Below are 16,965 nucleotides of genomic sequence, written 5' to 3' on the forward strand. Positions count from 1 at the left end.
TCCAAAAAAACATGAAACTCAAATCCCTGCTCGCTCTGAGTTCCATCGCCATTGCGCCATCCCTTCAAGGGGCGATTGTCATCACGCCGACTGGTGTGACCTCAACCTCGGATGTCGGCGACAGCAGAGTCATCGAGAATGTGATCAATGGCAGTGGTCTTACTGACGTATCGGATCCTACCAGCGTTTTGGATGATTCCCATGCCTACAATGCTGCCTGGTATTGGCTGAGCGCATCGACTGCGGTTGCTAATAAAGGCACCGCCAATGACGAAGTGATTACAATCGACCTAGGCGCGGCATACGACATTGATAAGTTTTACTACTGGACCTACGAGCGCGATGGAGATCGGAACATCAGAACCTTTGATATCGCTTTTTCGACCGATGGTGGCACCACTTTTAGCACCCCGGTTGCTGCCTCAACCCTCGGCATGGCGGACTGGGTTCAAGGTGGAAGTGCTCGTGATCCTTCTTTTGCGAGAACCGCGACTTTCGATGCGCAAACCGATGTCACCGATGTCCAGTTGAGCAACATCACCAATTGGGGCGATACTCAATATTACGCCTTGTATGAACTCCGTTTGGGCGCAGTTCCCGAGCCTTCCTCCGCAGCACTGCTCGGTAGCCTGGGTGTCCTGATGCTCCTGCGCCGCCGTCGCTGAACGGCGACTGCCAGCTTTCACCAGGATCGCGTGCGGCAAAGCCCACGCGATCTTTTTTATCCAAGATTGATCCGTTTCAGAACCACCCATGAAAACCCAGGCATTCACGCAACATCTGATTCCCGCCGCCTTGTCCCTGCTCGCCGCATGGGCCTTTGCGGCACTTCCGGCCTCCGCCGAAAGCGCCTTGCTGGCCAAGGTCCGCGCGGGTGACGACGTCAAGATCGTGATGATCGGCACGAGCCTCACCGACGGGGGCAGTTGGCCGGGAGCCTTGCAGACCTGGTTGAATGGCGAATCCCCCGGGCCGGGAACGGTGACCGTGGTCAATCTGGCGGTCGGCGGCACGGCCTCCGACGATGGGGTCTCCAGCCAGACGCCGGCCGCACTGCTGGAGAACCCGGACGCGGTGTTCATCGAGTTCTCGATGAACGATGCCGCGACGGTGAAGAACATCACCAAACAGCAGTCCGAGGACAACCTGAACTGGATGATCGACCAGTTCGTGGCGCAGAACCCGAACGTCATCATCGTGCTGCAGACGATGAACTGCCTGCCGCCCGACACCTCGCCCTTCAGTCCTCGGGTCGATTTGAACGGCTACTACCAGATCTACCGCGATGTCGCGGCGCAGCGCGGCACGATCCTCGTCGACCACTACCCGAACTGGCTGGAGGTTTACACCAACGATTTTCCGACCTGGCAGACCTACATGAGGGATGCGGTGCATCCCAGCGCCCTCGGCGAGGCCAACGTGCTGACGCCGGAACTCCAGCGGGTCCTCGAAGCGGACCCGGACGAGACCGCACCCACGCTGACAAGCATCGTGGATGACAAATCCGGCGGTCCGGTAAGCACCAACACGCTGGTCACCTACACCGTCACTTTCAGCGAGGACATGAACTGGACGTCCGTGGATGCCGGCGACTTCTCAAATGCGGGCAGCTCCGACATCACCATCGGCAGCGTCAGCGAGATCGCGCCGGGCGTGTTCACCGTCGAGGTGACCCCGACCACCCTTGGCGAACTGCAATTGCAGATCAGCGCCGGAGCGGCCCTGAGCGACACGGCGGGCAACCCCCTCGTTACCACGGTGGCGATCCCCGACGACACGACGCTCCTGGTGGATTCGACCAATGCCGTGCCGGTCTGGTCGAGCGATCCCGTCACCGAAACGGCCGCCACCGAGGATGTTGCCTATGCCTCGACACTGGCGGATGACGCCTCCGACTCCGACGGCAACCCGCTGACCTTCGCCAAGGTCGGCGGTCCAGCCTGGCTGACCGTCGCACCCGATGGAACGCTGGGCGGCACGCCGACCAATGACGATGTCGGACCCAACAGCTTCACCGTGAGCGTGAGCGACAGCCTCGCCGCACCGGTCCAGGCGACCCTCAACATCAGCGTGGCCAACGTGAACGACCCGCCGGCCTTCAACTCCGACCCATTTTCCGCCACGGACGCGAACCAGGACACCCCTTACAGCGGCAGCATCGCGGGTTCTGCCAGCGACCCCGACGGTGATGGCCTGGCCTATGCCAAGGCCGACGGTCCGGGCTGGCTCGCCATCGCGTCCAACGGTGCGCTCTCCGGCACGCCCACCATCGATGACCTGGGCGCGAACAGCTTCATCGTGAGCGTGAGCGACGGGAGCGCCCCGCCGGTCGAGGGAACCTTGCAGATCACCGTATTGCCCCCGCCTGCACCGATTCTCGCCAGTTGGGATTCCTGGGCCGACACCTCGACGCCCTACGCGGCCGATTCGACCGTGACCGGTTTCTCCGCGACCGCCGCCACCAACACCAACCGCGTGTTGTCCACTTACACATCGAATGATGGCACCTTCGGCACGGTGGCCGGAGCCAATACGACCAATACGACCGGCCTGCTTCTGCGCGAGTCGGACAACAAGACCGTCACCCTGACCCTGACCAACAACACCGGCTCCGCCTATTCGGTCGATTCCTTGCACTTCGATTACAAGAGACGGGCGAACTCGCCCGACGAAATCGTCGTTACCTATGTCAGCGGGAGCCTGGGACCGGCCGGCACCACGATCGCCACCGTCAGCGGTCTGCCTTATGACGGCACTTACGTTTCCGGGGCGGTGGATTACCCGGACTTCGACTTCAACCTGGCACCTGCCTTGTCGGACACGCAGCTGGCGGACGGCGAATCGGCGGTCTTCACGCTCACGTTCAATGGCGGCAGCGGGAACTCGTCCGGTGTTCTCGACAACGTCGCCTTCCTCGGTTCGCCCGCGGGTGCCACGGGCAACACCCCGCCCAACTGGCTGAGCGACCCCGTCAATGAAACCGGCGCGACCCAGGACATCCCTTATGTTTCCACCTTGTCCGACAATGCCGAAGACGCCGACGAGGACGAACTGACTTTCTCCAAGATCTCCGGCCCGGCCTGGCTGGCTGTCGGCACGGATGGTGCGCTCTCGGGCACCCCGGGCAATGACGATGTCGGGCCCAACGCTTTCACCGTGAGCGTCAGCGACGGCAGCGTGTCGGTGCAGGCGACCCTCAACATCAGCGTGGCCAACGTGAACGATCCGCCAGCGTTCGCGGCCGATCCTTTCTCCGCGGCGGATGCGACCGTGGGTGCCGCCTACAGCGCCACGATCTCGGGTTCCGCCAGTGACCCGGATGATGATGGCCTGACCTTTGCCAAGATCGGCGGTCCAGGGTGGCTTAGCGTCTCCTCCACCGGTGCCCTTTCCGGAACCCCTGGGGTCGGCGATGTGGGTGACAATGTCTTCACGGTGAGCGTGAGCGACGGCCTCGCAGCACCGGTCGAGGCGGCCCTCCACATCAACGTGAATTCCGAAGAACCGCCGCCCCCGGCCGGAGGCGTGATCACGCCTGTCGGTGTGACCTCGACCTCGGATGTTGGTGACACCAGAACCATCGACAAGGTAATCGACGGCAGTGGTCTGTCCGACGTGTCGGACCCTTCCAGTGTCCTGGATGATTCCCATGCCTATAATGCTCTCTGGTACTGGTTGAGTGCTTCGACCGCCGTTTCCGCCGGCAACGAGGTGCTCACCTTCGATCTCGGTGGGTCCTACAATGTGGACAAGGTGTATTACTGGACCTACGAGCGTGACGGAGACCGGAACCTCAGGACCTTCGACATCTCCTTCTCGACCGACGGCGGCGGCACCTACAGCGCTCCGGTTTCCGCCGCATCGCTCAACATGGCGGATTGGGCCATCGGCGGCAGCGATCGTGACCCTTCCTTTGCAAGGACGGCGACCTTCGACACCCTGTCCGGGGCCACGCACATCCGGTTCAGTAACCTGCAAAACCATGGCGACCCCCAATATTTCGCCTTGTATGAAATCCGCTTCGGCAGTGCGTCGGGAGGCATCACTTCCGACTTCGCCACCTGGTCCGGCGGCGCACCGGCCGATGGCGACGCCAATGGCGACGGCGTGCCGAACGCCGTGGCCTACGCGCTGGGCGCACTGGACGTCAATGAGAACGCGATCGACCGGCTGCCGACCTTCGACAACAGCGATCCGGGCAACTTCGTGTTCACCTTCGGCCGCAGCGACGCCGCCGAGGCGGACGGGACGACCACGATCACCGTGGAATACGGCCCGAACCTGAGCGGTTGGACGACGGCCGTGCATGGAGCGGGGGGAGTCGGCATCGACGACAGTGGCGCGTCCGTGGACGGCCTGACTCCCGTGATCGTCACCATTCCCAAGTCCCTCGCCGCGAGTGGAAAACTCTTCGCCCGGCTCAAGGTGGTCGTCAGCCCGTGAGACGGCCCGAGCCTCCGAAGAGTCCGGAAAAAAGGCCCTCCGTCAGTCTTGCCGCGTTTCACGTGGTCATGGCTTCCCTAAGCCACTGAGGCACAGAGATCTCAGAGGACGGCGAGGAACATATGAGTTGGAATGGCACCAGTTCCCTCGATCTAGATCCATGTCGGCTCGGCGGCCTCCGTTTTCTCAGCGCCTCAGTGTCTGAAGAAATGCCCGATCCCCCCCACCAAGGCCGTAAGCAAATCTGGCGGAGAGCCGGAGAAAACCCATTTTGCCATGTCGAATTCCCCGGCTTTCAGACATTTTACTCTGAATGGAAATTCCTCCTTCCCCATGAAATCCCAGGGCTTCTCGTAGCCGCCATTCGCACAGGATTCCGTTGAAACGAACCATTTCATATCCCCGCAATCTCCATGGGAGGCTGTGGGCTTTTCTTTGACTTGAAATTCCATCACCCATGATTTGCCGACTCATCCCGCTCCTGCTTCTTCTGGTGTCCTCCGGCTGCGCTCCCAAGCCGGAAAACAAGGGGTCCGAACTCCATGCCGATGTCGTCGTTTACGGCGACGCCTCCGTGGGGGTCGCCGCGGCAGTGCAGGCGGCCCGGATGGGGAAGTCGGTGATCCTGGTTTCCCAGTACGGCCACTTGGGAGGACTGACCAGCAGCGGGCTGGGCTACACCGACATCGGCAACCGGGAGATTCTGGGCGGCATCTCCCGCGAGTTCTATCACCGGGTCTATCTCCATTACCAGGATGAGGAGGCCTGGGTGCAGCAGAAGAAGGAGGAGTTTCCCAAGCACGGCCAGGGAGCCCCGGCCTTCGATGAGGAGACCGAACTCGCATCGGTGTTCGAGCCGAAGGTGGCCGAGATGATCTTCGACCAAATGATCGAGGAGGCCGGCGTCCGGGTGATCGAGGGACGTCTGGATCTGGATCAGGATGCGATCATGGACGGGCAACGAATCACCGCCATCCGGCTGGAGGATGGACGGGAGATCCGGGGCAAGATGTTCATCGACGCCTCCTACGAAGGCGACCTGATGGCGGCGGCTGGCGTGAGTTTCACGGTGGGCCGCGAAGCCAACGCGAAATACGAGGAGGTTTCCAACGCGATCACCCTGCCGGTGCACAGCAACAACCTGCCGGACGGGATCGATCCGTATGTCGTTATGGGTGATCCCGCTAGCGGCCTGCTGCCGGGCGTGAACGAGTACGATGAAGCCGACGTCGGCAAGGGCGACCATCGCCTGCAGGCCTTCTGCTACCGCATGTGCCTCACCGACGCACCCGACAACCTGGTGCCGATCGCCAGGCCCGAAGGCTATGACGAGGCGGACTACGAGATCCTGTTTCGGGCCCTCGACTCCGGTCATCGCGGGCAGTGGGGGCAGTTTTACAAATTCTCCGCGATGCCGAATCGCAAGACCGATTCCAACAACAACGGCGGGATTTCCACCGATTTCATCGGCATGAACTACAGTTCGTTGCCGCCGGACCACCCCGACTACTGGGACTGGACCACGCTTTCCCACCATGAACGCGAGGAACTCGCCGCGAAGCATCGGGACTGGCAGCTTGGCCTGGTCTGGACGCTTCAGAACCACCCGCGGGTGCCGGAGGATGTCCGGGAGAATTACTCGGGCTGGGGCCTGCCCAAGGACGAGTTCACCGACAACGGCCACTGGCCCTACAACCTGTATGTTCGCGAGGGCCGGAGGATGGTCTCGGACTTCGTCATGACCGAGCACCAGTGCCGGCAGGATGCCGGTTATCCGCAGGTCACCGATTCCGTGGGCATGGGGGCCTACACGATGGATTCGCACCATGTGCAGCGCGTGAACTGGAAGGGGCAGCTCAAGAACGAGGGTGACATCCAGATGAGCCTCGGCGGGAAGCCGTATCCCATCTCCTACCGCTCCATCGTGCCGGCCAGGGGCGAGTGCGAGAACCTGCTGGTCCCCTGGTGTCTCTCTTCCTCCCACATCGCCTTCGGCTCCATCCGCATGGAACCGGTCGGCATGGTGCTCGGACAAAGCGCCGCCACCGCCGCCGTGCAGGCCATCGAGGCGGGAACCTCGGTCCAGGATGTCGAATACGGAAAGCTGAAGGAGCAACTCATCAAGGACGGCCAGAAGCTGGAGATCATTGACAAGTCCTCCGCCAGTGCATCCCCAAGTCCGGCAACCTTGCCTGCCAATTGATCCAATCCGATTGGTCACCAGATCAACCCCATTTCCGCAATCACACCATGAAATCGAAAAACCTGCTTGCGATTCTTGCGGCCTTCGCCTGCTTCAACCTGCCGGCGGTCGCCGATGTCATCACTCCCACCGGGGCGACATCGACAAGTTGGCAAACCAGTGGCAATCGGGTCATCGCCAAAACGATCGATGGCTCGGGTCTCTCCAATGTATCGGATCCTTCCAGTGAACTGGACGATGTCCACCCCTACATCTCAAGCACTACTGATTCGCCATATTGGCTGAGCAGTGGTGCCGCAAGCGCCGAAGTGGTCACCTTTGAACTGGGTGGAAGCCATGACATCGACGGCGTCTATTACTGGATGTATACCCGCGATAAGAATCGAAACCCCCGCACCTTCGATATTTCCTATTCGACCGATGGAGGGAGCAGCTTCAGCACACCGGTTTCGGCCGCCTCGCTCAACATGGCCGACTGGTCCCAAAGCCTCGGCACCCGCGAGGAATCCTTCGCGGAACTCCGCGCCCTCGACACCTTGACTGGCGTCACCCACATCCGCTTCACCAACATCCAGGTGTATGGCGGCGGCAGCAATCTGGTCGGCTTGCATGAAATCCGTTTCAGGGGGCAGGAAACCAGTGTCGTGGCCGGACCCGTCGATGCCGGCACCTCGACGGTGGTCGCCTCACCAACGGCGGTCCTGGCCGACGGCACGTCGACCTCGACCATCACCGTCACGCTGAAAGATGCCTCCGGCATCGCCGTGAGCGGCGAGGACGTGACGCTGGCGAATACTTCCGGTCCCGGCACGCCGACGATCAGTCCTTCCGCCACCCAGACCACGGATGGCAGCGGTGTGGCCACCTTCACCGTCAGCTCCGGCGCGGTGGGCACCGAGGTCTTCAGCGCCACCTCGTCGACGGACAGTGTCACCGTCACCCAAACCGCGAGTGTCGACTTCCAGGCCATGACGGTCGACGCCGCCAGCTCAACGGTATCGGCTTCACCGACTTCCGTGACCGCAAATGACACCGATACCTCGAGCATCACGGTCACGGTCAGGAATGCGGGTGGTCTGCCGCTTCCCGGGATGCTGGTTGTCCTGAGTGGAGACAGCAGCGCGACGATCACGCCCGCCGGCACCGGCACGGACACGACCGATGCCAACGGCGAAGCGACCTTCACCGTCAAGTCCGGCGTGGTCGGCCTGGAGACCTTCACCGCCACCAGTGAGACGGTCGCCATCACGGATACGGCAAGCGTCGAGTTCACCGCACCTGTCGTGGTCGGTCCGGTGGATGCAGGCAACTCCACCGTCGTCGCCGCGCCGACTTCGGTCGCCGCCGACGGCTCGGAGACCTCCTTGATCACCGTGACCCTGAAGGATGCCGCGGGACTCGCGGTGGCGAATGAAGGGGTTACCCTGAACATCACGTCGGGGCCGGGAGCCGCGACGATTCTTCCCGTCGACATTCAATCCACGGATGCCAACGGCCAGGCGACCTTCACGGTCAGCTCCAGCACGCCGGGCACGGAGGTCTTCACCGCCACCAGCATCACCGACTCGGTCATCATCACCCAGACCGCCAGTGTGGAGTTCATCGAGGTGGGGGCCACTCAGTTGATCACCCTGCTGAACGCCCCGGTCGCGGCCAGCACCAGTGCGACGGGGGGAACACTGACCAACCTCTTCGACACCTCCATGAGTCTGACTTATGTGGGCACGAGCACCAATACGGGCGGTTCATTCCGCTGGACTCCCAAAGACTCGGGCAGCTACGCCGGTGACAGCGTCAAATCCCAAACCATCATCTACGACATGGGCGAAATCGTGACCTTCGACGGCTTCATCCATGCCCAGGCACTCGAATCCGATTACTCCTCCATCGGCTCCATCGATTTCTGGGTCAGCAACACGGATCCGGGATCGGACTGGACCGCGATTGCCAACACCTACTTCGGCACCACGCCTGCCGCCAGCAAGGCACTGAACCGGGGCGACCGGAATTTGTATGAATACGTGCTCGACGGAGCCAAGCTAACCGGCCGCTACGTGATCATGCGCTGGATCTGCCAGGAACAGGAAACGGATATCGGCAGCCCGGGCGGCTACACCTTCTACCTTGGCCAGACCGCCTCGGTCGGCGATTACGACACCTGGGCCGGAAGTTACCCCGGTGTGGGCGGGCCGACCGGTGACGACGACTTCGACGGTCTGAGCAACGAGTATGAGCGGCTCTTCGGGCTCAATCCGTTGAACGCCGGTTCCTCGAATCCGTACGCCGCGGCATTCGATCCGACGGCGGGCACCTTCAGCTACACCCGCCGCACGCAATCGCTTACCGGCATGACCTACAAGGTCTGGTACTCGACCAACCTGACGGAGTGGTTCTGGGAGTCCGGAGCCGGCGAGTCGGTCAGCGCACCGGTCGCCGACATCGAGACGGTGCAAGTGACCATCGATCCGGATTTGCTCACCGAACCCAGGCTGTTCGTGCAGATGAGCGCGGAGGACCTGGGTCCGGCACCGGTGATCAGCAGCCTCTGGGGGGCCAACACCACGGTGACCGTGAACTTCAGCGAGGCGATGGGCGGTTCCGCCGCCGACCCGGCCAACTACACCATCGAACAGGACGGCGGCGGCACGGTCGCCGTGACGGGGGCCAGCCTGAGCGGCGACGGCAGGACGGCCACCCTCACCCTGGCCTCGGCTCTCGACATCGGCAGCAGCTTCACCGTCACCGCCAACCGGATCGCCAACGGTGTCGGCCAACCGCTGGGCAACGGCACGAGCGCGCAGTTCCAGACCTGGGACGACGACCCGGCCGGCATCAAGGTCTTCATCCTCGCCGGGCAGTCCAACATGGTCGGCTACGGGCACACCGAAACCGGCCAAACCGGCGACGGCGGCATCGGCACCCTGCGCTACCTGGCCAACAACAACGCAACGTATCCGGAATACGACTACACCTCCCTGCTGGCAACACCCGGTGATCCTGTCAACAGCTCCTGGAGAACCCGGGGCGACGTCAAGGTCTGGTGGTACAATGGCGCATCCGGCAATCTGCCTACAGCCAGTTCCACTCCGACCAAGGGCGACCTCGGTCCACCCTTCCACGGCGCTGACAGCAGTTTGATTGGTCCGGAATACGCCTTTGGTCAGATCATCGGCGACTATTATGCTTCGGACGATGTCCTGATCATCAAGGCCGCCTGGGGCGGCCACAAGCTGGCCGAAGACTTCCGCCCACCGAGCGCGGTGGCGGCACGAGGCGGTGAGGTAGGCCTCTCTTATCTGGAGATCTTCAACAATGCCCGCGAGGTGCTGGACAACCTCGGCACCGAATTCCCCGATTGGGCCGGTCGGGGCTACCAGATCGTCGGCTTCGCCTGGCACCAGGGCACCAGCGACAAGTCCCCGATCGAGCGCGCCCTCGAATACAAATACAACCTGCCCGATTTCATCAGCGACGTGCGGGCGGAATTCGGCAAGCCGGACCTGCCCTTCGTCATCGCCACGGCCGGGATGACCAGCGCGGGGGTTGAACCTTCACCTTACCCCGGCTACTCGGATGTCGAGCGGGCCCAGCTCTGGGTCTTCCCCGAAAGCCCGCAACCTGCCAATGTTCTCTCCACGGACACGCGCCCCTTCTGGGAAGATGCCGCGGTCTCTCCCAGAGACCAGGGCTTCCACTGGAACGGCAACGCCCGCAGCTACTTCCGTGTCGGCAAGGCCCTGGGCGACGACATGGTAACCCTGCTATCCGCACCGTGACGGGACCGCTCCGCGCGCCATGCCCTTCCGGTTCGGACCTTCGGAAAGCGAGAATTCCCGGCTCCTCGCGGAGTTGTGGCAAGGGGCGGAGTCCGGTTTTTTGGGTTTTCCGGACTCCGCTCATCCCCTCTCTCACCAAGGCCGGGTCCTTCCTCCCTTTTCATCCGGCGTCTCGCCATGTCATGCGATGAGACGACACGCGCGCCCTTTCGGATCGCGGCGAAGCTCCCCAGACTGCCCGGGCCGAAGCGCAACTTCCGCCATGCCCATCCATCTGACTCGATTGACCGTGCTCGCAGCCATGGCATCGCCGGCATGACAACCTCAATGCGATTTCCCCATCGGCAAGCTTCCCTGAGACAGCATGCTCACTCTTGACGGAAAAGCGATCGAGCCACCGTCTCGCACCAAAGAGTTCCATTCATGAAACACCCCACCGTATTCCGCATCATCGCCTCTGCCGTGCTCCTGTCCGCCGTGCCGGCGCTCACGGGCTGCGACCGGGGGCGCGCTCCGGCGAATCCCGCGCAAAACGAATCCACACACGAGGTGGCGGCGATGCCATGGGAGGATCCCACCTATGAAACGGACATCCGGGCCACCCAGGCCGAGTCCCGGCCCGGGCCCGAGGAAGACCCCAAGAGCTGGAACGCGTGGCTTCGGCACCACGAGGACCGCAAGCGCTGGTGCACGGAGCAGGAGGTGGACCTGCTGATGGTGGGCGACTCGATCGTCTTCGGCTGGTCGCGCGTCGGCAAACCAGTGTGGGATGCCTACTATTCGGATCGCAAGGCGGTGAACATCGGCTCCAGCGGCGACCGCACCTACCACATGCTCTGGCATTTCCAGAACGGCGGCCTGGACGGGATGAAGGACCGCAACCCGAAGGTGGTCCTGGTGATGATCGGCACCAACAACCGCGGAGAGCCGGAGGCGAAAGGCGAAGACACCGCCTATGGAGTGCTCGCCCTGCTCAAGGAAATCCACGCCAAGCTGCCGGAGTCGAAGATCCTCCTGATGCCGATTTTCCCGCGGGGCAAGACACCCGGCGATGAAGGCCGGCTCCGCAACGAGCAGATCAACCAGATCCTCAAGACCTACGTGGATGGCGAGACCGTCCACTGGCTGGACCTCGAAGAGGTCTTCCTCGACGACCAGGGGAACCTCAAAACCGACCTGATGCCGGACGGTTTGCATCCCAACCTCGAAGGCTACTGGGCATGGGCCGAAGCGATGGAACCCGTCATCAGCAAGTTCCTGGGCGATGCGGAAAAGCAAATTGAACGGCCACTGGTGTTCAAGCCGGTGCCGCAGCCGGAGAAGCTCGGAAAGTGGGATCATCCCAATCCCGATCTGACCAAGGGCGACAAGCTGCCGGAGAATGCGGTGCACGACTGGACGCTCGGCGCCACCGGTGCGCGCGGATGGATGTACAACATCCGTCTTCACACCTCGCTGGCCCGCCAGATTTACATCACCGAGGTCGCGGCCGGTTCGCCGTCGGATGGCCTGCTGAAGAAGGGGGACGTGCTGCTTGGGGTGGCTGGCGTGCCGTTTGATCAGGATGCGCGGAAGCAGCTTGGGCAGGCGCTCACCGCCGCCGAGGCCGAAGATGGCAGGCTCGGGTTGATCCGCTGGCGCGAGGGTCAAATCGAGAAGATCGAGGTGCCGGTGCCGGTGCTCGGCACCTACAGCGCGATCGCTCCCTACGATTGTCCGAAGTCGGAGAAAATCCTCAACGAGGCGGCCGAGAAACTGGCGGAACGCATGGAGCAGGACGGGTATGAGAAGCAGAACTCCATCCCGCGCGCGTTGAACGCGCTGGGCCTGCTGGCCACCGGCGACAGCAAGTATCATCCGCTGCTCAAAAGGGAGGCCGAATGGGCGGCAAACTATGACAACATGGGTTTCGCGACATGGTATTTCGGATACCTCACGACATATCTCTCAGAATACATCATGGCAACCGGTGACGACTCCGTGTTGCCGGGCTTGCGCCGCATGGCGCTGTCGGCCGCCGAGGGACAGAGTGCGGTCGGTTCCTGGGGACACAAGTTCGCCAATCCTGATGGCCGCCTCCCCGGCTACGGCATGATGAACTCCCCGGGAGCGGTGCTGACGATCGGCCTGGTGCTCGCGCGCGAGGCCGGGGTGGACGATCCCGAAGTGGCCGAGGCCATCGAACGCAGCAACACCCTCCTCTCGTTCTACATCGGCAAGGGGGCGATTCCCTACGGTGACCACAAGCCCAACACCTTCGGCCATGAGGACAACGGGAAGAACGGCATGGTCGCGGTGTTGTTCGACCAGTTGGAAAACGAGGACGGCGCCGAGTTCTTCGCGAAGATGTCCACCGCGTCCCACTACGGCGAGCGCGACCAGGGCCACACCGGCAACTTCTTCAACCTGACCTGGGCCATGCCCGGGGTGTCGCGCGGCGGCCCCAATGCCACCGGTGCCTGGATGAAGGAGTTCGGAGCGTGGTATTTCGACCTCGCCCGCTCATGGGACTGGAGTTTCCCGCATCAGGGGCCGCCCCAGAACAAGCATGATGCCTATGCCAAATGGGATGCGACGGGAGTCTATCTGATTTCGTATGCCATGCCGCGCAAGGCCATCCGCCTCACCGGCAGCCGGCCCTCGGTGGTGGCTCCGCTGGACGCGGAGAGCGCCCGGAAACTCATCGAGGAGGGACGCGGGGCCAACGGCCACGAGCCATTCACTGCTTACGACGACCTGCCGGCGGAAGCACTGCTTGCACACCTCGGAAGTTGGTCCCCGGTGGTGCGCGACCGCGCGGCCACGGTGATCGGGAAGAAGAAGAACGTCCCGGTGGAGAAACTCGTCGAATTGCTCGAGGCACCATCACTGGACACCCGCCTCGGCGCGTGCCAGGCGCTGGCCAAGTATGGCAAGGAGGCGGAGCCCGCGGTGCTGGAGTTGCTGAAGCTGCTGGATGAGGATCATCTCTGGTTGCGCGTCAAGGCCGTCGAGGCCCTCAACGGGATCGGCGAGCCGGCGATGAAGGCCGTGCCGGACTTGCTCAAGCGAATCGCCAGGGGGCCGACCCCGGAGGATCCGCGGGGCATGGAGCAACGCTTCCTCATCCAGACCATTTTCAGCACGCGGACGGGGATGCTTCGCCATTCCTTCGAGGAGGTGGATCAGGACCTGTTGCTGGAAGCCGTCAAGGCCGGACTCGCCAACCAGGATGGCAGGACGCGTGGCGCACTGGGCGGCGTCTATCAGAAGCTGACCCTGGAGCAGCTCCGGCCGATCCTGCCCGCCGTCCACCGGGCGATCGTCGAGAAGGCGCCCAGCGGCATCATGTTCGACGGCCAGATCCAGACGGCGGGCCTCGACCTGCTCAGCCGTCACCGCGTGAGCGAAGGGCTTGAGTTGATCGCCGACTACGTGCGCCACCAGAAAAAGCACGGCAGCGAATCGCACACGCCGAAGCTGTTGGAAATGCTCAAACCGTACGGCGCCCACGCCCAGCGGGTGATTCCGCAGTTGGAGGAAACCGCGCACTACTTCGAAACCGCCGAGGAGGATTTCCCGAAATGGGCCAGCGAGAAGAAGGCCAAGGCGGTCCGCGAGGCGATCGAGGAAATCAAGCAACGGACCGAGAAGCCGGAACTGGTCGAACTGAACTTGTAGGTTCGCGTCCATCGCTGCCGCCCCATTGCTCCCTGTCTCACCGTCCCGCCTCGACGACTGCCGAAAGCACCAAAGTGACAACCAGCAAGACCATGCACCCGAAGAACTCGAAAATGACAGCCCCGCACGCCTTCCTGCTCTGCCTGGTGACCGCCGTCTCGATCAGCCATGCCGAACTGCTGGTCTACGAGCCGTTCGACTATCAGCCCCACAACCACGAGGTTGCGGGCCGTCTGGAGGGTCGCAACGGCGGCAAGGGGTTCGCGGCACCATGGAAGGACACCGCCGGGTCCAAGGGGTATGCCTTCATCTACGACAGCCGCGGGAATCCGGAAGAGCTCTACGACGGAGCCTGGGGCGAGGGCGGACCCGATTGGGATGGTGTGGTCGACAACCTGCCCACGATGGGCGGATACATCGGCAACTCGGATTGGGACCGGAACGGGTCACCTCATTCCACCCGCAAGCTGGCCCGCAGTGCGGGTGCCATGGCGCAGGGCAACAACGGGGTGCTGTGGCTCAGCGCGGTGTTCCACCTGCCCAACCAGAGTTTCTTCGCGCCCGTGGGCATCGCGCTGGCCTCGGATGAGAGCGGCTTCAAGGAGCGGGCGATTTCCATGGATGGGAAGGCCGACGCGATCGGTGCCGGCAACGGCCGCCATATGCGGGAACGCAAGCGCCTGAATCCCGTCATCTGGAACCAGGGCGAGGAGGTGGCGAGCGCTCCCGGGAGCAATGTCGATTCCAAGAAGGACAACATCGTCATCCTCAAGTTCGAGTTCGGGGAAACCGACAAGGTCAGCACCTGGCATTTCACGGAAGACCAGGAAATGACCGAGGAGGCGCTCGATGAGAACGCGGCCTCCGCCAGCGCCGCCATCGACGAGGACACGCTCGACGTGCTGACCGTGTGCACCATCCTCAACCAGAACGCGATCGATGAGATTCGCATCGGCACCGACTTCAAGAGCGTGATCAGCGGCAGCATTCCACCGCGCCGGGAAGTGAAGATCACCAAGACCCTGTACGACACGGAGAGCGACCGCTACTATCTGGAATGGTCGTCCAATCCGGGCGAGGTTTACGGTCTCTACGCCGCCAGGGATGCCGGGGGCCACCAACCCTGCATTGCCGCCGCGGTTGAAGCCGACAAGACCAAGGACACCACGACCTTCGGCCCCTTTGCCAATCCGTTCAAAGGAGACGCCAGGCTGGAGTTCGAGATCGGCCTGCCCGATTCCACGCCGCCCGCCATCGAGCGGGTCTGGGGCAGCGGGACGACCCTCAGTCTGGTCTTCAGCGAGCCGATGATCCCGACCGCCTCCTTGTCCGTGGGCAACTACACGGTCACGCACGATGGCGGCGGCGAACTGGCCGTTGAATCCGCCACATTCGATCCGGAGAACGGCTCGGTCACGCTGACCACCGGACAGGCGCTCGAGCCGGACACGACCTACACCATCGCCACCCGCAACCTCACGGACCTTGCCAATAACCCGCTGGTGGAGGCGGCGACCACGTTGCGCACCTGGGACGACGACCCGAAGGGCATCAAGGTGTTCATCCTTGCCGGCCAGTCGAACATGGTCGGCTACGGGCACACGGAGGAGGGGCAGGACAACGAGGTGGGTGGCATCGGCACCCTGCGCCACCTGGCCATGCACGACGACGTATATCCGGAGTTCGACTATCGCTCTCTGTTGGAGAATCCCACCGATCCCGCCACCAGCAGGTGGAAGACTCGGAAGAACGTCAAACTCTGGTGGCGCAACGGAGCCAATGCCCAGTACGGCGGCACCATCTTCAAGGGCGACCTCGGCCCGCTCACCAGCAACGGCCGGTGGTTCGGCCCCGAATTCGGCTTCGGCCAGGTCGTCGGCGACCATTTCAAGGACGACGACGTGCTCCTCATCAAGCCGGCGTGGGGCGGCCACAACCTGGTCAGCCAGTTCCGCTCGCCGATGGCGACCGCCAAGCGCGGTGGCGAAATCGGTCCGTCCTACGTCGAGATGTTCGAGAATGCGCGTGAAGTGCTCTTCAATCTCGGCACCGAGTTTCCCGAGTGGAAGGGCCGCGGCTATCAAATCGCCGGTTTCGCCTGGCACCAGGGCACCAGTGACAAGAGCCCGGACAAGGTGGCCGACGAGTACCAACACAACCTGCCCGACTTCATCGCCTCGATCCGCTCCGAGTTCGGCAAGCCCGATCTGCCCTTCGTGATCGCCACGACCGGCATGGGCTACGACACCGGAACCAGGGAACCTCCCTACAAGGACTATCATCCGGTGGAACGGGCCCAGCTCTGGGTCGCCGGTGTTGAAAAGCCCGCGAACGTGCTGACCGATGACACCCGCGCCTACTTCGAGCCCCACGAGAAGTCGCCGCGCAACCAGGGATTCCACTGGAATGGAAATGCCCGCAGCTATTTCCGGGTCGGCCTCGGCCTCGGCAATAAGATGGCGGAGCTGCTCAAGGATGGCCATGCCCTTCAGGTCGATTAGGGGGCATGGTTAATGAGCAACCCAAGATAAGAAACCCATCGGTAAGAGACTGATAGATGAAAGGATTGCATTGGCTCACGTATCTTCCCCTTGGACTGGCTTCCCTCCTGCCCGCTGCCGAGGTGCATCTGGTCGAGGAAGCGGTGGTCCGCCACCAGCGCTTGGATGATGGCAGCATCCTGCTCGACTTCGGCAAGGTCGCCTTCGGCAATCTGAAAGTGAAGCTGCCGCAGCAGCAGACACCGGGCGGACTCAAGTTTCATTTCGGAGAGGCCAGCAAAGACGGACGTGTCGATCGCGACCCGCCGGGCTCCGTGCGCTATCGTTTGGCGGACGTCCGGGAAACCGGGGCAGCCGGAGAATGGCAGGTCGTGGCTCCACC

7 protein-coding genes and 1 pseudogene are annotated in these 16,965 nt (G+C 62.8%); 7 read left to right on the forward strand and 1 reads right to left on the reverse strand.

The features are described from left to right. The first annotated feature begins 11 nt into the window (after window positions 1–11). Together ACG2LG_RS20060 and ACG2LG_RS20065 are read left to right on the forward strand one after the other, a co-directional pair. Window positions 12–665, forward strand: a complete 654-nt coding sequence (locus ACG2LG_RS20060) for a discoidin domain-containing protein (RefSeq protein WP_396262063.1) — start codon at window positions 12–14, stop codon at window positions 663–665. A gap of 88 nt (window positions 666–753) precedes the next feature. Next, window positions 754–4,443, forward strand: coding sequence for a tandem-95 repeat protein (locus tag ACG2LG_RS20065; RefSeq protein ID WP_396262065.1), 3,690 nt, complete (start codon window positions 754–756; stop codon window positions 4,441–4,443). Window positions 4,444–4,637: 194 nt separating this feature from the next. Here the strand turns inward: ACG2LG_RS20065 and ACG2LG_RS20070 are convergent, their stop codons facing one another. After that, window positions 4,638–4,895, reverse strand: coding sequence for a hypothetical protein (locus ACG2LG_RS20070; protein ID WP_396262066.1), 258 nt, complete (start codon window positions 4,893–4,895; stop codon window positions 4,638–4,640). Window positions 4,896–4,900: 5 nt separating this feature from the next. On the opposite strand from ACG2LG_RS20070, the gene ACG2LG_RS20075 reads away from it, so the two are divergent. The 5 genes and pseudogenes from ACG2LG_RS20075 to ACG2LG_RS20095 all read left to right on the forward strand — a co-directional run. Then, complete coding sequence (locus tag ACG2LG_RS20075) at window positions 4,901–6,646, forward strand: FAD-dependent oxidoreductase (protein ID WP_396262068.1); 1,746 nt, start codon at window positions 4,901–4,903, stop codon at window positions 6,644–6,646. A gap of 47 nt (window positions 6,647–6,693) precedes the next feature. Next, window positions 6,694–10,422 (forward strand): invasin domain 3-containing protein, encoded by a 3,729-nt coding sequence (locus ACG2LG_RS20080; protein ID WP_396262069.1) that lies wholly within the window; start codon window positions 6,694–6,696, stop codon window positions 10,420–10,422. A 423-nt stretch (window positions 10,423–10,845) separates the two neighbouring features. Next, the gene (locus tag ACG2LG_RS20085; protein WP_396262071.1) at window positions 10,846–14,082 is read left to right on the forward strand and encodes a DUF6288 domain-containing protein; all 3,237 of its coding nucleotides are present in this window, start codon (window positions 10,846–10,848) and stop codon (window positions 14,080–14,082) included. A 113-nt stretch (window positions 14,083–14,195) separates the two neighbouring features. Next, entirely contained in the window at window positions 14,196–16,583 is a 2,388-nt protein-coding gene (locus ACG2LG_RS20090) for a sialate O-acetylesterase (RefSeq protein ID WP_396262073.1), read from the forward strand. A gap of 56 nt (window positions 16,584–16,639) precedes the next feature. Further along, window positions 16,640–16,965: pseudogene (locus ACG2LG_RS20095) on the forward strand (hypothetical protein); the annotation flags it as partial.

The sequence above is a fragment of the Haloferula sp. A504 genome (assembly GCF_044385805.1).
In the GTDB taxonomy this organism is placed as follows: domain Bacteria; phylum Verrucomicrobiota; class Verrucomicrobiia; order Verrucomicrobiales; family Akkermansiaceae; genus Haloferula.